The organism is Candidatus Oscillochloris fontis (assembly GCF_004138135.1).
Lineage (GTDB): Bacteria > Chloroflexota > Chloroflexia > Chloroflexales > Chloroflexaceae > Oscillochloris > Oscillochloris fontis.
On record NZ_RYFD01000031.1, the window covers coordinates 1 to 20315 of the forward strand.

Annotated in this window: 19 protein-coding genes; 6 read left to right on the forward strand and 13 right to left on the reverse strand. The window is 55.2% G+C overall.

Translation table 11 applies throughout. The features are described from left to right. Nucleotides 1–288 precede the first annotated feature (288 nt). The 9 genes from EKD03_RS12245 to EKD03_RS12280 form a co-directional block, all read right to left on the reverse strand. Entirely contained in the window at nucleotides 289–1392 is a 1104-nt protein-coding gene (locus EKD03_RS12245) for a DegT/DnrJ/EryC1/StrS family aminotransferase (protein WP_129631006.1), read from the reverse strand. A gap of 28 nt (nucleotides 1393–1420) precedes the next feature. Next, on the reverse strand, nucleotides 1421–2428 hold the full coding sequence (locus EKD03_RS12250) for a Gfo/Idh/MocA family protein (RefSeq protein WP_129631009.1): 1008 nt from the start codon (nucleotides 2426–2428) through the stop codon (nucleotides 1421–1423). A gap of 80 nt (nucleotides 2429–2508) precedes the next feature. Next, nucleotides 2509–3063 carry an acyltransferase gene (locus EKD03_RS12255; RefSeq protein WP_129631012.1) on the reverse strand — a complete coding sequence of 185 codons (555 nt, stop codon included), beginning with the start codon at nucleotides 3061–3063 and terminating at the stop codon, nucleotides 2509–2511. 116 nt (nucleotides 3064–3179) lie between these two features. Beyond that, complete coding sequence (locus EKD03_RS12260) at nucleotides 3180–4643, reverse strand: flippase (protein WP_161569256.1); 1464 nt, start codon at nucleotides 4641–4643, stop codon at nucleotides 3180–3182. Between the two features lie 101 nt (nucleotides 4644–4744). Next, entirely contained in the window at nucleotides 4745–5392 is a 648-nt protein-coding gene (locus EKD03_RS12265; protein WP_129631018.1) for a hypothetical protein, read from the reverse strand. Between the two features lie 177 nt (nucleotides 5393–5569). Then, the gene (locus tag EKD03_RS12270; protein ID WP_238613508.1) at nucleotides 5570–7246 is read right to left on the reverse strand and encodes an O-antigen ligase family protein; all 1677 of its coding nucleotides are present in this window, start codon (nucleotides 7244–7246) and stop codon (nucleotides 5570–5572) included. A gap of 1 nt (nucleotide 7247) precedes the next feature. Beyond that, nucleotides 7248–7391, reverse strand: coding sequence for a hypothetical protein (locus EKD03_RS18440; RefSeq protein WP_161569257.1), 144 nt, complete (start codon nucleotides 7389–7391; stop codon nucleotides 7248–7250). 18 nt (nucleotides 7392–7409) lie between these two features. Next, nucleotides 7410–8198: a P-loop NTPase family protein gene (locus EKD03_RS12275; RefSeq protein ID WP_129631021.1), complete on the reverse strand. Its 789-nt coding sequence runs from the start codon at nucleotides 8196–8198 to the stop codon at nucleotides 7410–7412. Nucleotides 8199–8262: 64 nt separating this feature from the next. Further along, nucleotides 8263–9324, reverse strand: a complete 1062-nt coding sequence (locus tag EKD03_RS12280; RefSeq protein WP_129631023.1) for a GumC domain-containing protein — start codon at nucleotides 9322–9324, stop codon at nucleotides 8263–8265. Nucleotides 9325–9545: 221 nt separating this feature from the next. Here EKD03_RS12280 and EKD03_RS12285 point away from each other — a divergent pair, with 221 nt between their 5' ends. After that, nucleotides 9546–10130, forward strand: a complete 585-nt coding sequence (locus tag EKD03_RS12285; protein ID WP_129631026.1) for an acyltransferase — start codon at nucleotides 9546–9548, stop codon at nucleotides 10128–10130. 196 nt (nucleotides 10131–10326) lie between these two features. Here EKD03_RS12285 and EKD03_RS12295 read toward each other — a convergent pair whose 3' ends face one another. Together EKD03_RS12295 and rfbB are read right to left on the reverse strand one after the other, a co-directional pair. Beyond that, the gene (locus EKD03_RS12295; protein WP_129631032.1) at nucleotides 10327–12039 is read right to left on the reverse strand and encodes an alpha-L-arabinofuranosidase; all 1713 of its coding nucleotides are present in this window, start codon (nucleotides 12037–12039) and stop codon (nucleotides 10327–10329) included. A 40-nt stretch (nucleotides 12040–12079) separates the two neighbouring features. Then, entirely contained in the window at nucleotides 12080–13090 is a 1011-nt protein-coding gene (gene rfbB / locus EKD03_RS12300; protein WP_129631035.1) for a dTDP-glucose 4,6-dehydratase, read from the reverse strand. A gap of 169 nt (nucleotides 13091–13259) precedes the next feature. Here rfbB and EKD03_RS12305 point away from each other — a divergent pair, with 169 nt between their 5' ends. From EKD03_RS12305 to EKD03_RS12325, 5 genes are all read left to right on the forward strand, one after another. Beyond that, a complete protein-coding gene (locus tag EKD03_RS12305) occupies nucleotides 13260–14213 on the forward strand; it encodes a UDP-glucuronic acid decarboxylase family protein (RefSeq protein ID WP_129631039.1) in 954 nt (317 codons plus the stop codon). A gap of 19 nt (nucleotides 14214–14232) precedes the next feature. Beyond that, nucleotides 14233–15426: an L-2-hydroxyglutarate oxidase gene (gene lhgO / locus EKD03_RS12310; protein WP_202976793.1), complete on the forward strand. Its 1194-nt coding sequence runs from the start codon at nucleotides 14233–14235 to the stop codon at nucleotides 15424–15426. A gap of 20 nt (nucleotides 15427–15446) precedes the next feature. After that, on the forward strand, nucleotides 15447–15977 hold the full coding sequence (gene rfbC, locus EKD03_RS12315; protein ID WP_129631042.1) for a dTDP-4-dehydrorhamnose 3,5-epimerase: 531 nt from the start codon (nucleotides 15447–15449) through the stop codon (nucleotides 15975–15977). Nucleotides 15978–16145: 168 nt separating this feature from the next. Then, nucleotides 16146–17732, forward strand: coding sequence for an HlyD family efflux transporter periplasmic adaptor subunit (locus tag EKD03_RS12320; RefSeq protein ID WP_129631045.1), 1587 nt, complete (start codon nucleotides 16146–16148; stop codon nucleotides 17730–17732). Nucleotides 17733–17788: 56 nt separating this feature from the next. Further along, nucleotides 17789–18832 (forward strand): tyrosine-type recombinase/integrase, encoded by a 1044-nt coding sequence (locus tag EKD03_RS12325; protein ID WP_129631048.1) that lies wholly within the window; start codon nucleotides 17789–17791, stop codon nucleotides 18830–18832. A gap of 12 nt (nucleotides 18833–18844) precedes the next feature. Here EKD03_RS12325 and EKD03_RS12330 read toward each other — a convergent pair whose 3' ends face one another. Together EKD03_RS12330 and EKD03_RS12335 are read right to left on the reverse strand one after the other, a co-directional pair. Continuing rightward, nucleotides 18845–19606: an SDR family NAD(P)-dependent oxidoreductase gene (locus EKD03_RS12330; RefSeq protein ID WP_129631051.1), complete on the reverse strand. Its 762-nt coding sequence runs from the start codon at nucleotides 19604–19606 to the stop codon at nucleotides 18845–18847. Between the two features lie 137 nt (nucleotides 19607–19743). After that, on the reverse strand, nucleotides 19744–20127 hold the full coding sequence (locus tag EKD03_RS12335) for a hypothetical protein (protein WP_129631054.1): 384 nt from the start codon (nucleotides 20125–20127) through the stop codon (nucleotides 19744–19746). Nucleotides 20128–20315 lie beyond the last annotated feature (188 nt).

The window sequence follows — 20315 nt, forward strand, 5'->3', positions numbered from 1 at the left end:
CCAGCCATACCACACCGGAGGTCTTTGGTCAACCTCCCAGACCTGCTATGAACCAATTTTCAACTAGCACAACCCCCCAGTAAGAACGATCAATGCGAAATCAATATGATACGCTACTGACGTAGATACAGTGCTCATCTATCTAGTCTCCATAGTATTGCTTACCCGTCACGCTAGATCATGGAACAACGATTTACCCCGTAAAAGTGATGAATATTTGGAACAACACAGATCAGACATAAGACCAAACCGCTCGTACCAAATATTCATCACCATTATCGCAGTAACTTACGCAGGATGATACCAAGATCGTAGGGCTGCAATTACATGATCTTGCAATTCTGGGGGTAATTCAGGGTACATCGGCAACGAGAGCACCTCCCGCGCCGCCGCCTCGGAGTGCGGGAAGTCGCCCTCCTTGTGGCCAAGTTCGGCAAACGCCTTCTGGAGATGCACCGGGATGGGGTAATGAATACCCGTACTCACCCCGTGGTCATGCAGGAAGGTTTGGAGTTGGTCGCGGCGGGCCTCGCGGATGGCGTAGATGTGGTAAACGTGGCGACGTTCGGGGAGTGCGGTAGGGGTTGCGATCCCCAAGGCGGGCAACTGCGCATCATAGCGTGCCGCCACCGCCCGGCGCGCCTCAGTCCATGCCTCAATGTACTGCATCTTCACCTTGAGTACCGCGCCCTGCACACCCTCTAGGCGGTAGTTATAGCCCTTGAGATCGTGGTAGTACTTGCGCTCCGCGCCCCAATCGCGCAGCATGCGGATGGTACGCGCAAACTCCGGGTTATTGGTCGTCACCGCGCCACCCTCGCCATACGCGCCCAGGTTCTTGCCGGGGTAGAAGCTGAAGCAGCCCAGATCCCCAATACTCCCCACGCGCTGGCCACGGTACTCAGCCCCATGCGCCTGGGCAGCATCCTCGATCACCACCAGATTATGGCGGCGGGCGATCTCCATAATCGGGGCCATCTCCGCCGGCTGGCCGTAGAGGTGGACGGGGAGGATCGCCTTGGTACGCGGCGTAATCGCAGCCTCAATCTTGGCCGGATCTATCGTGAACGAGACCGGGTCAATATCCACAAAGACCGGCGTTGCGCCGGTGTAGTCAATTGCCGAGACGGTGGCAATGAAGGTGAAGGGGGTAGTAATGACCTCATCCCCACGCCCGATTCCCGCCGCGAGCAGCGCCAGGTGCAGCGCACTCGTGCCGGTATTCACCCCCATCACATAACTAGTCTGGGTATAGGCGGCAAAAAGCTCCTCAAAGGCAGCAACCTCTTTCCCCAACACAAACTGGGTACTCTCCAACAGACTCAGCACCGCCGCATCAACCTCGGCCTTGATCGAGAGATACTGCGCCTTCAGGTCAACAAAAGGAACCATCGAAGCCTCCTGAGTCGTCCGGCTGATTTCAGATTGCGACCGGCTGACCATGATTGGCCATCGAACGGGAAGCCGCCTCTAAGATGCGCACCACCCGCAGCCCCGCCGCACCACTTGAGAGGGGTGTTGCCCCACTGTGGATACACTCGACGAAGTGTTCGGCCTCAATCTTCAGCGCCTCAATGTTATCGAGCCGGGGTGCCCACATATCACCGGTGCGGTAGCCGACATGGCGCTGGTAGATCTCATCTTCCTCGTGGCTAACGATGATGCCCTTATCGTAGATTTTGACCTTCTCACTCATCTCCATGTCGTCATAGACGATCATCTTCTCCGAGCCACCAATCAGGGTCTGACGGATCTTGACCGGAGCCAGCCAATTGACGTGGAAATGGGCGATCAGGCTCTGCTCGAAGAAACAGGTCAGATAGGCCATATTCTCCGGGCGACCGGGCACATGCGCCATGCCCGTGGCGGCAACCATTTGGGGGCTACGCCCGATCAAAAAATCCATGATCGAGAGATCATGGACGGCGAGATCCCACAACACACTCACGTCGCTCTGGAAGAGACCGAGATTCACCCGCACCGAATCGTAGTAGTAGAGATCGCCCAAAGAGCCATTCTCGATCAACTCCTTAATCTTACGCACCGAACTGGTGTAGATAAAGGTATGATCAACCATCAGGGTCAAGTTGCGTCGCGCAGCCTCGGCGACCAACTGCTCACCCTCGGCCACGGTGGCCGCAAAGGGCTTCTCGACAAAGACATGCTTCCCGGCCTCCAGAGCACGCATAGCCAAGGGGAAGTGCGAAGAGACTGGGGTTGCAACAGCGACCGCATGCACCTGGGGGCTGCTCAACATCGCATCCACATCGGCATAGGTCGTCACCGCCGGGTAGAGCTTCTCAACCAGAGCGCGGCGTTCTTCACGCTGATCACACACGGCAACCACCTGCGCCCCACGTGCCTGCGAGAAGTTGCGAACAAGGTTCGGTCCCCAATAGCCATAGCCGATCACACCAATACCTAGCATGGAGATGTTCCTTTGGCTCTACGGGTGTCGGGTCAACCCCATCGGTGACCCTGACAGTCAACACCATCCTCTCTGTCAAGCTACATTGCCCCTTCTTGCACACTGAGTTGCGCAGCCTCTTCGGCTGAAGCGCAGCGCACCCCGGTTGCACTCACATACCCAATCAGGCGGGCCGGGTTGCCAACCACCAAGCCAAAATCGGGCACATCCTTGGTTACGACCGACCCCGATCCCACCATCGCCCAGCGCCCAACCGTCACCCCGGTCACAATCACTGCCCCGGCACCGATGGCGGCTCCATACCGAATATGAGTCTTGCCCACATGCCAATCGGTGGCGCTCTTCAAGCTGCCATCCGGGTTGATCGCCCGTGGCAACTTGTCATTGGTGAAGATGACATGTGGGCCGATAAAGACCCCATCCTCAACCGTCAGGCCGACATAGAGCGAGGCATTATTCTGAATTTTGACGTTGTCACCAATAGTTACGTCAAATTCGATGTACGAGTTACGGCCAATGATACAGTTGCAGCCAATCGTGGCCCGCTCACGGATCTGGACATTCGCCCACACTCGCGTGCCCGCACCAATCACCGCTTGTGCAGAGACATCCGCCGTTGGATGGATCGTCGCCATGCGCTACCTTTCGCCAGCATTGCCGAAGATCAGATTCGACAATAACGCATTATGCTCCATTGGTATCTTAACAAAGATAGCGCGAAAAATTAAGCCCCAATAGGTAAAAATACGCTCTAATTCCGTCGCAATCGGCCTACAACGCTCATCAGCCCCTGACGAATGACCTCCATATCCTGCTGTGGGATAATCCGCAGCCCCAATACAGCAGCGACATAGGTTATCGCAGCGACGATGATCGAGAGGAACATCCAGTCGGTACGCAGCCACCAACTCGTGGCCATCATCAACAGGCCCGCGCAGAGGGTAAGGATGCTTGAGCGTACATTCGACCAACCCAATGTGTTGCGGGGAAGGAGGAAAATCGCCGTCACCACCATGCCGCACTCGGTAATCAAGAAGCCTAGTACCCCCCCTAACGCCCCGTTCTGATAGGTCGCGTGGGTCCACGGCACCAGCCACAGGTCCAGCGGCAGCGTAACCACAATCGCCACGAACATGACAATATTCCACGATCCCGTTCGATCCACCGAAATGAGCAACTGGCCCAGAATCGTATTCAGGTAGGTGAAGATCAGCACCACCCCCAGCAGCATCAGAATCGGGCCACTCTGATAAAACTCCGGGCCATAAAGCAGATCAACAAAGGGCTGACCGATCACCACTAAGCCTAAACCAACCGGCACACTCAGCATGAACATGAGATCAAAGCTGCGCTGGGCGATCAGATTGAGTTTAGAATCACCCGTCGCATAGCTGCGCGCCATCGAAGGGAAGATCACCGTCCCAAAGACAACCGGGAGGAACATCAACGTCCCAAACAGGTTCATGGCGGTGCTATACCAACCCACCGTGCGCATATCTACCAGGGCGGCAATAAAGAGCTTGTCAATCTGTTGGTAGACGGTCATCGCAAGGGCAGAGATGAGGTAGACCCATGACTGCATGAGCATGGTGGTGATACCAGCAAAGCGAAATTGGAGACGGAGGGGGTAGAGACGTTGGATAGCCACAAACATAATCGCACAGAGGACAATCGTGGCGAGGATGTTAATTGAGATGACAATGTAGAGTCCTGCATCCAAAACAATCAGGAGCAGACTGCCTCCAGTCAGCACTACTTTAGCGGCAATATTGGCAATCGAGATAAACTCCATCCGTTCTAACCCAATCAGCACCGCTGTAAACACCCCCGAATAGGCCATAAAGAGAAACGAGGCTCCCTCAATCGCCAAGACCCAATTGGCAGTTGCATCGTAGCCCATGATCCAGGAATAGAGCGCCACGACTCCCGATGTGATCACAAAGAGGATGCTCCGAATAAGCAAGCTGGTCAGCATCAGATCCACCGTCATGGTGGGATCACGAGCAACACTCTTGGTGAGGTGGGTATCCATCCCAAACGAGATGAAGACCTGCCCGATTAACCAGATCGAGGTCGCAATCGCCACCACCCCGATAAGATCAGCCCCAAGATAGCGGGGAAGAAAGATTGCCAAGATGAACGATAGCGCCCAGGTGGTAATCTGCGAGGCCATCATCACACTGACATTTTTGGCAATCGTTCTTCCACTGATCATGAATTGTTCCTTTTTTTCGCTCATGTTGGCGACGAAGCCGCCAACATGAGCGAAAAAGAATTCTTTGGAGGAGGCGTAACGTAGGTCACCAACATGCTAATCTAGCGTTCTGGGAGCAGCAGCAGACTCACCTGATCGACATAGAAGGTTGGTACCGACGCACGATCCGTCTTGAGATAGAACCCCGTCACATACTTGTAGGTCGGGTCATAGAGCAGACTATCCAACCAAACCGTCACCTCAACCGATTTTTTGGCCGGAATGGCGGTGTTGATACCAAGAAAGGACAGCCGGGTTTCAGAAAAGATCGGCTCATTATCCGTCACCCGGCCATCAAACTGTACTGAGGTATCATTGTCCACCCAATAGGGCTTCGCATTACTCCCCACTACTGCAACCGTCAACGCATCATTATTGATCGCCAGCGGCCCACCGCTGAGATAGAAGCGAACACCCTGCACCCGTGAGCGCAGAAACATCTGTTTGGCGGTTGGCTTGAGCGTGAAATAGAGCGTCCCGGTGGTATAGAGCGATTTGGCCTTGATCGAATAGCGGCCATTTTGTACATAGGCACGGTTAAGCAGATCAATCTCGGTCTGAAAACTCTGCTCAAGCGACCAATCCGCACTGAGGCTATCACCATAGACCGGCACCACCACTAGTTTATCCTCACCCAGCGCCGTATTGGTCGCTTGGGCAATCGCGGTCGCATTCGGGCGGGTGATCGGGATCGGTGACGATTCGGTCACCAACACAGGGGTAGGCAAGGCGTCAGGAGTGACAAAGAGCGATGAGAGGGTTGGAGCAGGTAGAGGTGTAACTGTTTGAGTTGGGGGCTCTCCACAAGCTACTAAACTAAGTAAGAGGAATAACCCGATAAACTGGAATGTACGCCAAGGATGAGGTATGGGATGCATGGGAAAACCTTATTGATCAGTAGCGTGTGCGGCACGTTCCTTCGCCCGATCCATCTGCGCCGCACGGTAGGCAGGTACGGGCCAGGGCCAAACCTTAGGGGAAGGATAAGGTGGAATAACCCCCGTATCAGGTACCCAAGGCCAGCGTTTGGATGGGGGGAGATCATGGGCGGGAACCCAAGGCCAGCGGGACACCGGGACGGGAAGTGTGCGCTGCGAGATGGGATCAAGCGCATTGATCAGCCCCATCATCGTGCCCACAAAGGTCATACTAATCACTTCCCATGACATGTCGGCATAGGCATAGGTAAAGTGCATCAAGACATAGAGCGTCGCGGTCAGCGCTACCGCTCGTAAGGGGCCAGCAGGCATATTCCAGACCGCTCGCCCACCGACAATCATGGTCATACCCGTGAGTAAGAGCATGGAGAAGAAGGCTCCCACCCCAGCCTGCATCCAGATCCACATGATTGAGTTGTGGGTAATGTACTCCCACCAGATAAAGAAACTGATGTCAGGCATCGGGACGACCATATAAAACTTATTCCCAAACCCAATCCCAAAGAGAGGCGATGCCTTGATATTGAACATCGTATTGACATTCTCAATATCACGATAGATATTCGAGGCCGCATCGCGGGCAGTTGGTTGGCCAATAACTGAACGCACAGCACGAGCCAGAATCCCGATTGCGCCAGTATTATTCCAAAACGCCGCGAGATAGACCAAAAAGACCCCTGCCCCACTGGGTACAAGGGTAAAAAAGAGTTTCCGATTCTCACGATAGAGCATACTGAGTACCACCATCACCCCTAACCCTAAGGTCAAGAAACTCGCTCGGCGCTGGTTGGCAAAGAAACTGTAGAGAACAAACGGAGCCAGCATGGGCAAAATCAAGCGTTTGAGTGCTGAGTCATGGTAAAACCAGACCGTAATCAAGAGCATGAAGAAGGCATTGAATTGGATTGACATGGAGTGTTCGGCAATCCGCTCCACTCCACTCAAGTCCCAATTCAACTGAGTTGCCACATGAACAATGCCCATAATCCCCTTGTAACCCAGCGCAATCACCATCAACCACATCATGCGATTGACGTGTACTGAGGTCAGGATCAGGTTGCCAGTCAGAATCAACATGACGGGGAGGTAGTAGATCGAACGCACCTCCCACAGTGCAATCGAGAGCACCCCACCACGAGAGATTCCATACACCAATCCGAGGGTAATAAAACCCGCAAAGAGCATGGCAGGGATCAGAATCGGGCCAACATAGAAACTAAACTTACGTTCCATGGCCATCCGGCCAAACCAGACAAACAGAGTCAGAGCAATATAGCTCTCCAACGGGCTAAGGTTGACCGACCCATGCAGATACATGAGTGATTCGCCACTGGAGAAATTTTTGGTAAAGGGGTACCAGTAGAGCATAGCCTGATCCCCCATCAAGGTGAGAAAGAGGATCAGATAGACTCCATAACGCGGATTGTAGAAAATTGCCACCATACCCATGAGGTAGATGATCCATGCGATCATAGACCACGAGGGTCCTTGGGTATGCATAAACAGCAGCAGCATCCCAGTGGTCGCGATCAAGCCCACATACATGAGCCACCAGATCAACTGTGAGCGACGCTGAACATCATCAACCGAAGGTATGTGTTTGGCGAGAAAGGCATCAACAGCCATGCTAAATCCAGTTGAGGAAGAAATAACCGAAACAGATAAAGAGGCTAAACCCAACCAAAAGAATAGACATTGTCCGCATACTAAACCGATTGAGGAGCCAACCCGCATAGAAACAGACAAATAAAAATCCGAGAAAGATCTTCATGCCACCTCCTCCATCCAATCAATCCTGGGGTACTAGGCTCTGAATCCAATTCGGCATATGGATCCTGACCTTATTTAAAACGATCCCCAGCATGGTAAGGCTCTTCACATCATCCAACGCCTGCTGGACGGGAGTAATGGAGGTTGTTCCCTGCTGTGTCACCACAATGCATGCAGAACTGAGCGCCGCTAAGACTATCGCATCACTAGTTGTGCGCAGGGCTGGCACATCCAACAACAGGTGATCATACTGTTCGGTTAGCCGAGCTATCAGATCGCGCAAACTGGCAGACCGCGCCGTTGCCGGGCGTCGGCTAATAGGAATATCCCCCGCCGGTAACAGATCCAGGGTGGGAATATTGGTATGGATGATTGCAGCATCCAAGTCGGCTTCGCCCGCCAAAACATGTTCAATACGCGGATGATCAGGAAGCAGTGGTTCGATAGCTTCAACCGCAGCCTTCTTCTTCTTCTTAGCCAGGGTAAGATCTACCCGCCGTGGATCGAGCAGATTGATCATACCCGGTGCCCACCAATTGAGTTCAACCACACAGATACGCCGTCCTGTATCACTCGCAATCGTGGCCCCTAAGGCAACTGCCGTATGCGTTACCCCCTCCCCACGCAAAGCTGCAATCAAAGCAATTCGTGCGGGAAGTTCATTATTCAGAGTCAGATGCGTCGCCATATAACGAAAGCTCTGGATGACATCGGGAGCAAAGGTATGCTGGAGCCGCCCATCCAGTGCCGACACTGTTAATACCTGAGACATATCAATCTCAGGTTCTTTCTTACGTTGCTTGGCCATACTGGCTTTCTATCTCAGGTATACGCATCCCGACCGAGACGAGTAACCGACCGTAGCGTGCGGCTCATGTCTGTGGTTGGAGCGTGGCTTCCTCAGTTGCAACCAGAGTAGCAATGCTGTTTACCCCAACTTCTGCGGGTACCGCAACCAAAATCGGTTTCGCCATAGGCACCATTGCCAATACGGGCAAACTCAACCCATGACGAACATCAATCGGGAAGCGCAGACTACGATCAAGCAATGCACCACCGGCAATCCCGACCACCGAGAGAAAGATTCCTACCACGACAAAGATCGCAAAGTTCATGATCATCGTCTTGGTGGAAATCTCTGCCACTTGGGGTATTTCGGGCTGATCGATCACCATATAGGTCTGTTTGGTGACACTCTCGGATTGCACTTGCGAGAGACTCGCGTTTTCAAGGTTATCACGTGCTGCACTAAGTCGTTCCTCTGCCCGCTGCACCGATGCTTGAAGCCGCTCTAGTTCCATGGTTTCTTCTGGTGGACGATCACCACGCACTGGATTGGGGTTGGCATCCAAGAAATCAATCAGATCATTGCGTGCGTTATCTACGTCTTCCTGGTATGGCACCATCAATGCCTCAAAGAACGAGCGCGCCGCCACGCTCTCCTGGTAGCCATTATTGATCTTCCACTGCACATAGGCATCCATGGTCGAAGCGACCAACTGGTAGACAATCGTCGGATCATCTCCAGTCGCACTAATATCTAGCAAATTGCTCCCCACCGCCTGAATGGAGATGACCTTACGTGCATAGGTCATCGTCTCATAGACCGAATCTGGCCCCAGCGCCATGGAGGCTTCGAGATCGGTCTTCTGGATGACGGTGCGGATGAATGCCTGAGTGCTGATCAACTCATACATCTCGGACACAGTCGTCTCCGCCGCCGTGGTCCAAAATGAACCGCTCTGACCACTTGAGGTGAGGTCGGCGAGCAGATTCTCCTGTGAGACATACAAGCGTCCCGTTGCAACATACTCAGGAGCCATGTTCAACACAAAGATCACGCCGACAATTGCCGCGATGAGTATCGGGATGATGTTGAGCCAACGATGGCGGAAGAAACTCTCCAGCAACCGTAATATGACGATACGTACCATACCTGTTTCACCTTCAAGCTATAATAGAATCGTTTCCTCAAAGGACGGAAACATTCGTAGTGCCAGCATACCATACTCGCTTCGTAGAGACCGCCAGCGGAGTCGTAGGGTCATCATACCTATAGTAGGTGAATAACGCCTGAATCCATGCGTTGTTGATATAAATGGACATTCAACAAGGGTAAGAAAAAGCCCGTGCTCATTATGCTAGTGAGAGGCTTATGACCCGCATCGCTATGCTTGACTATCATCAACTCCGGGCGAAGCTCGGCCACATCGTCTATGAAGAGACCTACGCCTTTCAACCTCGGTTTCTTCTGCTTGCCCTGATCCTGCGCTTCATTCCGCGCTACAGTGGGATGCGTTTGCGTACCCGTCTCCTCCGCGCTTTTGGGATTCAGATTGGCCATGGGACAATCATCCTCGGAACACCCCATATGCATGGGACGGGCAAGATTCACCAACGCTTACGCATCGGTGGACATGTCACACTCAATACAGATTGTTTTTTCGACCTCAATGCACCAATCACAATTGGGAACCATGTCGCCATCGGTCATGAGGTCATGTTTCTCACGAGCTCCCACCAGATCGAATTCCCACATCATCGCGCCGGAAACGTCACGACTGCGGGCGTCACGATTGAAGATGGAGCTTGGATCGGCTCTCGCTGTATCATCCTCCCCGGTATCACGATTGGAACGGGAAGTGTGGTTGCAGCCGGGGCGGTGGTGACAAAGGATGTCCCCCCCAACACCCTGATGGGTGGAGTACCAGCCAAACGCATCCGCGAACTTGATGTCTGAGCAGCTTCCAGGGCATGCACAGAGTCACCTCCGGTGGGGGTTCGGGGGCGGCTTTGCCGCCCCCGAAGATCTTTTTTGTTATTTTTTGGCGGCTTCGCCGCCAAAAAATAACAAAAACTGGGACGTGGGGCTTCAGCCCCAAAGACTTTGCCCATGCCCTGCTTGAGCTTCAGGGAAGCTTCAAACTTCCCTGAAGCTAGGACTCCAGCCGGATCAGGCTGATCGAGAAGGGCGGAGCGGTGTAATCCAACGAACCCTCAACTTGGCCCAGATCCTCGGCTGGTGCATCGGCAAGATCAAATGCCGGATTGGGGTTCTGATTAAACGTTCCTGCGGTCGCTTCCAGCGTATCCGCCATGAAGAGATCAACGCTGGCCTGCCACGTGCCACTCGCTCCCAGCCACTCAAACCGCACCTCCTGCGGGGTCGCGGTCTTGTTGATCGCAAGCAGACTCAGGCTCCCATCTTCGGCCCGCCCCGCATAGAAACTCAGGGTTGTGTCAGCCGCAAACGGCGACTCAACCGGAAGCAGTTGGGTTCCAAAGCGCGTCCAGAGCAGCAAGGCATAATACTGGGGGGCGCGGATTCCAGTATCCATGTCAATCATGCCATAATCGGTACCGTTATTGGCCCGCCCATTAGCCAGATCCCACTGGTTGGCCATGGCCACCCCATGTGTCGCTAACTGGCCAAGCGTATCGGCCATGAAGAGCGCATTCACCGCCCGCGTCATCAACTGGTCATTATCCAGATCTTGGAAGGCGACCAGGTTATACTCGGTAACGGCAATCGGGATCCGTCGCCCCAAAGTGGTATCGAACGCCGCATTGGTCTGCGCAATCATCTCGGCCCACGTCTCTTGCGGGCGCGTCAGAGCAGCCTCGGCACTAGGGGGTTGCTCCGAGTAGGCGTAGTGGTGGATGACATAGAAATCAAGGTTCTCGCCCCCCTCACGCATGATCTCGTTGCCCCAATCCGACCACGAGTCGGGTTCTTCGACCCCCACCGCACCAACGAGGATGCTTGGATCAACCTCGCGCATGGCGTCACGGAAATCGAGATAACCTTCGTGAATTTCTGATCCGGCGATCTTGCCGAGCATATACTCGGTTCCATCACAGGTCCAGACATCCTCCCAGCCCCACTCGGAACAATCGCTCCCGCCCGTATCGGGCTTACCACCATAGACCTCATTGCCCACTTCCCAGAGCTTGATGCCGAGAGGTTCGGGATTGCCATTGTCAGCGCGGAGCTGCGCCCAATGGCCCACGGTCTTCCAATCATAGCCGCGCACATCCACCCCAATCGGGGTCGTATCACCAACTGAACCATTGAAGAAGGCGACCAGCGCTGCGGCCTCTTTGGATGTCCCGTTGATCGAAACCGTCCACATGGCCTCTTGCCCCGTCGCCCGCACAAAGTTGAGGAAATCGGTGGGGCGGGCAGCCCAAGGCCAGTAACAGCCATCTTCGGTATTACTCTGTGCATCGCCCGTCTCGCAGGCCAACCACGAGTAGGCGTTGCTCCAACTCCCCCCAGGAATGCGCAGGATGTTCGTTCCCAATGCCTGAGTCATCGCGATCACATCATCGCGCCCCAGATTGCTCGGACCAATCCATGCCGGAGCGTTCGTACCAAAAAGGCGCGGATCAATCGGCTGACCAGGGGCAGTGGTGTCAATCCGAATAAGTGGCCGCCCATCCAGTGCGGCCGTGGTTGGGGTAAGCGGAAGTTCGGTTGAATCAAGCACTTCGGTTGGAGAAACCAAGGTTGTGGCGGCCGTAGTGGGTGACGCGGTGGTGCCAGGTGAAGATGCCTGTGTCGGTGGTATTGCTGGTGGTGTAGGGGTACAGGCAGCCAAAACCACCAAGCCCCAAATAAGGAGGATGGCGCGCAGAGATCGCATCATGATGCTCCAATCTTGGGGCTAGGCTGCCTGTAGGTGCAGCCTAGCGCCCGCCGTATTGCTTCTGATAGTACTCCAAGTACTCACCGGACTTAATCGGACGCCACCAAGCTTCGTTCTCGACATACCAGCGCACCGTGCGCTCCAACGCTTGATCAAAGGTATGACTTGAACGCCAACCCAAAGCACGCAGCTTGGAGCAATCGAGCGCATAACGACGATCATGCCCGGCGCGATCCGTCACATGCTGGATCAGGCTGTGGGGCTTGCCCAGAATATCCAGAATCTTGTGGGCCATCTCGATATTGGGCGTCTCAACCTCGGTGCCAACGTTATAGATCTCGCCCAATTCGCCCTTGTGCAACACCAGATCGATCCCTTCACAGTGATCCAGCACAAACTGGTAATCACGCACCTGACGGCCATCACCATAGATCGGCAAGGGCAGATTATCGAGCGCGTTGGTCGTGAAGAGCGGTACCACCTTTTCCGGGTAGTGGAAGGGGCCGATATTGTTCGATCCACGGGTGGTGGTGACGCGCAAACCATAGGTGATAAAGTAAGCATAGACCAGATGCTCGGCCCCCGCCTTGCTGGCCGAGTAGGGGCTGCGCGCCTCTAGCGGATCACCCTCACGGGAACGGTTCGGCTCTGGGATGGTGCCATAGACCTCATCGGTACTGATCTGATGGAAGCGCTCCAGTTTGCGCTCACGGGCCACCTCAAGCAACGCCCAGGTTCCATTCACATTCGTGCGTACCACCGCATCAGGAGCCAGAATCGAACGATCAACATGGGTCTCAGCCGCAAAGTTAATGATCGTATCAATCTGATAGGTATCAACGGCGGCCCGTACCGCCTCAAGATCACAAATATCCCCGCGCACAAACGCAAATTGAGAATTCCCCTGGGCCTGCGCCAGATTCTCCATGCGGCCCGCATAGGTCAAGGCATCATAAACCACAATCCGGTACGATGGGTACTTCTCCAACATATACTGGACGAAGTTGGAGCCAATAAATCCCGCCCCTCCGGTGACAAGCAGATTCTGCATTCCTCAATCCTCACCCAAACAGGTATATCATTCAGCAGAGGGATTGTACCATGCACATCTTGGAGTCTCGTGAGTACAGCATGCCGCAATAAACATACAAGGTGTACAATACGTGCGATAACGAAGCCTCCCGATTCCGCATCCGGCATCGGGAAGAGGAGAACCTCATATGCGCGTTCTGATTACAGGCGGAGCTGGTTTTTTAGGTTCCCATTTGTGCGACCGGTTCCTCACCGAGGGCCATACGGTGATCGCCATGGATAATCTAATCACCGGTACCACCGATAACATTGCCCATCTGGCCGGCCATGAGCGCTTTACCTTCATCAAGCACGATGTAACCAATTACATCTATGTTGAGGGTGCCCTTGATGCGATCCTCCATTTTGCCTCGCCCGCCTCACCAATTGACTACCTGGAACTGCCGATCCAGACCCTAAAAGTCGGAGCACTAGGTACCCACAAAGCACTAGGCTTAGCCAAGGAGAAGGGGGCGCGTTTCCTGCTCGCCTCGACCTCGGAGGTGTATGGCGACCCCCAAGTTCATCCCCAACCTGAGAGCTACTATGGCCACGTCAATCCCGTTGGACCACGCGGGGTGTATGATGAAGCCAAGCGCTTTGCGGAAGCGATCACCATGGCCTACCACACCTATCATCATGTCGAAACCCGCATTGTGCGCATCTTCAACACCTATGGCCCACGCATGCGGCTCCGCGATGGGCGGGTCGTCCCCAACTTCATCGCCCAAGCCCTGCGCGGGGAACCGCTGACCCTCTATGGTGATGGGATGCAGACTCGTTCGTTCCAGTATGTGAGCGATCTGGTCGAGGGAATCTACCGCCTACTACAATCGGATGAGGTTGAGCCAGTGAATATCGGCAATCCGGGTGAGTTCACGATTAAGGAATTTGCCGAATTGGTGAATGAGTTGGTGGACAACCCGGCGGGAACGGTGACCCGTGATCTGCGCACCAAAGACGATCCCCAGGTGCGCCAGCCCGACATCACCAAGGCGCGTACCATTCTGGGTTGGCAGCCAACCATCAGTCTACGCGAAGGCTTGGAGCGCACCATCCCTTGGTTCCGCAGCGAATTGCAACGCCTGGGTGAAATCGCCTAGCAAGCAAGGGTAGCAGACGATGATCTACGACTACCTGATCGTTGGGGGGGGCATTGTTGGCCTCTCCACCGCCATGGCCCTTGGCCAGCACCATCCACGCGCTCGGATCGCGATCTGTGAGAAGGAGGCGCACTGGGCCGCGCATCAGACGGGGAATAATAGTGGCGTGATCCATGCCGGGGTCTACTACAAACCAGGCAGCCTCAAGGCCCAGTTTGCCCATGCAGGGCAACAATCCATGGTCGCCTTCTGCCAAAAACATGACATTCCCTATGAGGTATGTGGCAAACTGATCGTTGCCACGACCAAGCAAGAGTTGGATCGCCTAGAGAACCTCTACCAACGCGCCCAAGCCAATGGACTAGACGCGCAAAAGGTTGGCCCAGAGGAGATCAAAGCCCGCGAACCACATGTCCGTGCCATCGCGGGGATCTACATCCCCAGTACCGGGATCGTCAACTACACCCAGGTGAGCGAAGTCTTTGCGCAGATCATCCAACGTCAAGGCGGCGATTTACATCTGAAGACCACGGTGCGCGGGATCAAGGAACGCGGCAACATCATCAGCGTGAAGACCAGCCAAGGCACCCTCCATACGCGCTACCTGATCAACTGCGCCGGGTTGCAGAGCGACCGCGTCGCTGCCATGGCCGGTGTACGCACGAATATGAAGATCGTGCCCTTCCGGGGCGAGTACTACGAGTTGGTGCCAGAAAAGCGCCACCTGGTCAAGGGGCTAATCTACCCCGTCCCCAACCCCAACTTCCCATTCCTGGGCGTCCACTTCACCCGCATGATTGATGGCACCGTACATGCCGGTCCGAACGCAGTCTTAGCACTCAAACGCGAGGGCTACCACAAGCAAGACATCAACCTGGGGGATATGGCCGAAGTGTTCACCTACCCCGCCTTCTGGAAACTAGCCAGCCGCTACCTCGGTGAGGGCAGTAAAGAGATGCTGCGCTCAGCCAGCAAGGCACTCTTTGTCCAGAGCATGCGACGCATGATCCCAGAGATCCGCGCCAAGGATGTCGTCCCGACCCATGCTGGAGTGCGCGCCCAGGCACTCATGCGCGACGGTACGCTCATGGATGACTTTGTGATCATTCCCCATGGCCGAGCGATCCATGTCTGCAACGCCCCCTCGCCAGCAGCAACCGCCTCAATTGAGATCGGAAACGCGATTGTCGCCCGCATTCCGAGTCCATCCTGATCTAGACCTAGAGGATCGTTATGTACTTCACGCCCACCGAATTGAACGGTGCCTATATCATTGACCTCCAGCGCTTTGAGGATAACCGGGGCTTCTTCGCCTGCACCTGGGAGGCGAATGAATTTGCCACCCAAGGACTGAGTAGCACGGTGGTGCAAGCCAACCTCTCCTACAACCGCACCAAAGGCACGCTGCGCGGCATGCACTTCCAACACCCACCCTATGCCGAAGTCAAGATCATTCGCTGTGTACGCGGATCGATTGTAGATGTTATCATTGACCTGCGTCCCGATTCAGAATCGTATAAACGCTGGATCAGTGTCGAGTTGAGTGCCGAAAATCGGCGTGCGCTCTATATCCCCGAAGGCTTCGGCCATGGCTTCCAGACACTTGAGGATGATACCGAGGTCATGTATCAAGTCTCACAGTTCTACACCCCCAGTGCGGCAGATGGGGTACGCTATGATGACCCGGCCTTTGGAATCACGTGGCCACTTCCGGTAAGTGAGATCAGCCCCAAAGATGCGGCTTGGCCTGCCTTTCAGGAGTAGCATGTGCAAGGGAAGATTCATCCCGCGTTGATGTACAACACCCATGGTGCTGCTCATCAAATTATCATCCTGACCATATAGGATAGAGCAGCACAAACGCAATAGGGCACGCGGGTGCCAAATCCATGTGGGGGATCTTCCCCCACAACGGAGGAAAGGACGTACACCATGCAGCATCGTATGATCTTGAGTGTGTGCCTTGCAGGAGTACTCCTCACCGGTTGTTCCAATTCAACACCGGTACCTGCTGCAACCCCGGCGCAAGCCACTGCCGCTCCTACAGTTGGGATAGTCGAACCAACCACAGAACCGAGCCCAACCCCCATTCCTCGCCCCTCCTATACAGTGCAGCGCGGAACGATTGAGGATGTCCTACGCTTTAATGGCCTGGTCTCTGCGGTGCAATACCCCATGTCATTCACCCAAGATGGGATTATCGAGAAGATCTTTGTCCGACCAGGCCAGATGATCAACCAAGGCGATCTTGTGGCACAGTTGAATATTGAAGATCTCCAGACTCAATTGACGGAGGCCAAACTCAACTTGGCCCAGGCACAACGCACCATTACCCAGGCCGCGCAGGCGGGGCAGTTGGAGGTCAGACAGGCTGAATTACTGGTCGAAGCGGCCCAACAAGACCTAGCCCAAGCCAAACAACCACCTTCAGCCTTGGTTGTCGCCCAGGCCCAGACCGCCGTGCGCGAAGCGCAATCCAACCTCGATACAACCAAGAATAACTACTCGCAACTCAAGAATCAGGCCCAAGCCGATCTGGCTCGCACTGTGGCAGCACTACAAGCTATTCAGGAGCAATATGGAACGGCGGTAACCCAATTGCAGAATGCAAAGGGCGAGCAAGCCAAAGAACTACAGACCAAGGTTGATGACCTGAAACGCCAAATGGCTGAGGCCGAGGCAGCGGTAGCAAGCGCCGTCATTAACTATGACACCGCCCGCAATAATGAGGTCGCAGCAGTTAGTGACGCCGAGGCCAAACTGGATCTGGCGCGGGCGCAACTGAATGACATCCTCAAAGGTCCCGATCAGTTTGTGATCGCCGAGAAGGAGCGTGCGGTACGCAGTGCTGAAATTGCACTAGCCCAAGCACGCCAGCGCGTGCAGGTTGATCCTACGCTGACGACTACGGTGGAGAGTTTGCGTAACCAGATGCGCAACATTGAGGAGCAGATCCAGGCGCGTCAGCTCGTCGCACCGATTAGTGGTGAGATTGTCGAGATTAATGTCAGTATTGGCGAACCGGTGCAAGTTGGTATGCCAATCATCACCATCTTCGATGAGAGTCGCCTAGAGATCATGGCCGAAACGAGCGACATGCTCACCGATGGGCGCACGAGTCTGCCCCAGTTCAACCCGCGCCAAACGATCACCATCACGTTTGACCGCTACCCCGGCAAGAGCTTTGAGGGAGCGATCAGTTTGGCTCCGGTGGCCTCGATTGAACTTGAAGGCGAGGTGACTGAAGGAACCTACCACTTTGTCTTCGATACCCAGGGACTGAGTTTTGCCTCCGGCGATATGGCAGAGATCAGTATTCTGCTCAGCCGCCGCACCAACGCGCTCTACCTGCCCCCAGAAGCAATCCGTATCTCGCGCAGTCGTAGTACCGTGGTGGTGGATCGTGGAGGAACAGACGAGACGCTTGAGATCAAGACTGGCCTCGTCACCCTCGATAAGGTGGAGATTCTGAGCGGATTACGCGAGGGGGAGGTGGTGTTCGGGGAGGCCGAGGAGTAAACGCTCGTGACGTAACACAAAGTTATAATACCCAGTTATGAAGGAATAATGCGCTTATGGGTGATCTTGTTCCATCCAATTCGTCGCTCCAACTGGCTCATGCGGCTGAGGTTGCAAATCAGATCGCGGCTCAAGGAACCTTCAATCAGTACCGTGCCAGACTCTCTACACATACCCTGCGCGCCCAGGATGCCGACTTCGTGCGCTGGAGTCGCTACCTAGAGGCGATGGGGATGGAGAACAGCCATGTGGCCTGGAACGAAGATCCGCGCCACTGGAAGCATGTCTCATGGGGTCTGATCGAAGGCTTCCTGCAATGGCAGTCCAATGCTGGCTACAGTTTGGCAACCATCGCCCGCTCACTTGCCACCATCCGCGCCTACTGTACCCATGCCACCCGTGCGGGGGTGATCGCACCTGAGGCAATGGCACTGATCCAAACCATCCATAGCCCGCATCCCGACTCGCGGGCGGGGCGCAATAAAGATGCCCAACGCCCAACGACCCGCCGTGGGGCGAAGAAGGCTAACCCCACCCGCATCAGCCGCGAGCAGGCACGACGCCTGCGCGACAATCACCCCGATACACCCGTCGGGCGGCGGGATGCGCTGCTCATGTGCCTCCTCCTCGATCATGGATTGCGCTCCTCCGAGGTCGCGGATCTCCAAGTCACCGATCTGGATCTGGCACAGGGAGTGTTACGCTTCTATCGGCGTAAAGTGCATATGACCCAAACCCACCGCCTCAGCCGTGCCACCTTGCGTGCGGCCCAACGCTATGTCGAAGCCGGAGATGCGCCCGCCAACGGGATCTTGTTGCGTACCATTGCCAAGCCATATAGCCAGAAGCTGGGTGGCCCAATCAACGCCGTTGCTATCGGCGGCCTAGTGCGCCGCCTAGGAGTCCGAATCGGGTTGTACCGCCTGAGTCCCCACGACTGCCGCCACTTCTGGGCGACACGAGCAGCAGCAGCGGGCACCGATCCGATTGCGCTCCAAGAAGCAGGCGGGTGGAATGACCTCACGATGCCCCGCATCTATATCGAGAGAGCAGCCATTGCGAATGCCCGTGTGCAGCTCGGTGCTGACTTGGATGAGTGATACGCATTCAGCCTAGCGCGTACAGAGCATGCCGCCATCTACAACCAACGTCGTGCCATGAATATAGCTGGCATCATCACTACACAGGAAGAGGATCGCCGGAGCAACATCATCAGGTGCTCCGATCCGCCGCTTAGGGATGCGCTCTAAAAAGAACTTCTCAGTCTGTTCCTGCGCCAGCATGCGCTCGGTCAAATTGGTAACCACCATCCCCGGTGCGACAGCGTTCACGTTAATGTTCTTGCCCGTCACGTCCACCGCAATCCCCTGAGTGAGGAGCTTGGCCGCGCCCTTACTGGCGTTGTAGATACTCTGCCCAACCGCTCCAATATCGCCCATGATTGAGGTGACATTGACGATTTTACCATAATCGTTCTTGATCATTGTGGGAATCACCGCTCGGCAAAAGAAGAAGGTGCCGCGTAGGTTGATGTCCATCACCCGATCATACTCCTCATTCTGCATCATGGGGAAGGGAACAAACTGGGCGGTGCCGGCATTATTCACCAGAATATCAACCGTCCCAAAGCGATCTAGGGTCTGTTGCACACACGCCTCAACGGCAGCTTGGCTGCGTACATCTACCTGAATGGCGAGACATTCGGCATTCAACTCGCTAATCGCCTGACGAGTCTCCTCCAAGCCTTGCACATTCCGGTCCGCGCAGATAGTCAGTCGCGCACCTTCACGCGCCAAACTGATCGCAGTGGCGCGGCCAATCCCTGATGAGGCGCCGGTGACAATCGCGACCTTTTGATGAAAGCGGGGAAGCATGAGTATTCTCCAGATAACCGTCCCAAACTGAGGGAGCGATTCGTGAACAGGATTCGCTATGGAGTATAAACGATCAGACGGCGCGAGGGGTACCCTCGCGCCGTCTGATCGTTGTGGAATTGAAGAGCGGTTCGTGCTTATTGGTTGCCGTGGCGCGACTGATTGCCTGTCCCGGTTCCACTGCCCATGTTGTCACAGACCCCATCCCCGTCCGCGTCAGTATAGTTCGTTCCCGTTCCGGTTCCACTGCCCGTGTTGTCACAGACCCCATCCCCGTCCGCGTCAACAAAGTTATCGCCACTACAAGTGCCATCACTCTGCGGGCCACGCTGGCCCTGATCCTGGCCTTGGCCATGCCCATGGCCCTGATCCTGGCCGCGACCCTGGCCTTGGCCCTGAAGCACGAGTGCCGATTCGTCGGTGGGCGTAGCCTGCTGGGCCGAGGTGATCGGGGCAACCGCAAGGGTTGCGGCGAGAACTGCGGCACCGACCGCGCTGGTGAGCCAAATACCGATATTCATAGAGGTACTCCTTGTCATTGTTGGGGCGGATGGCTGATTGCCATTCCGCAGCAGTTTGCTTACACCTACAGCATACCAACCAACTATGGAGGAGCGATGGAGATGTAGCATACGTGGGATGGAGATTCTCTGAATCAAAAAAGCGACCTAGGGTAGCCCCAGGCCGCTTCTCGATCCCCATCAACCCA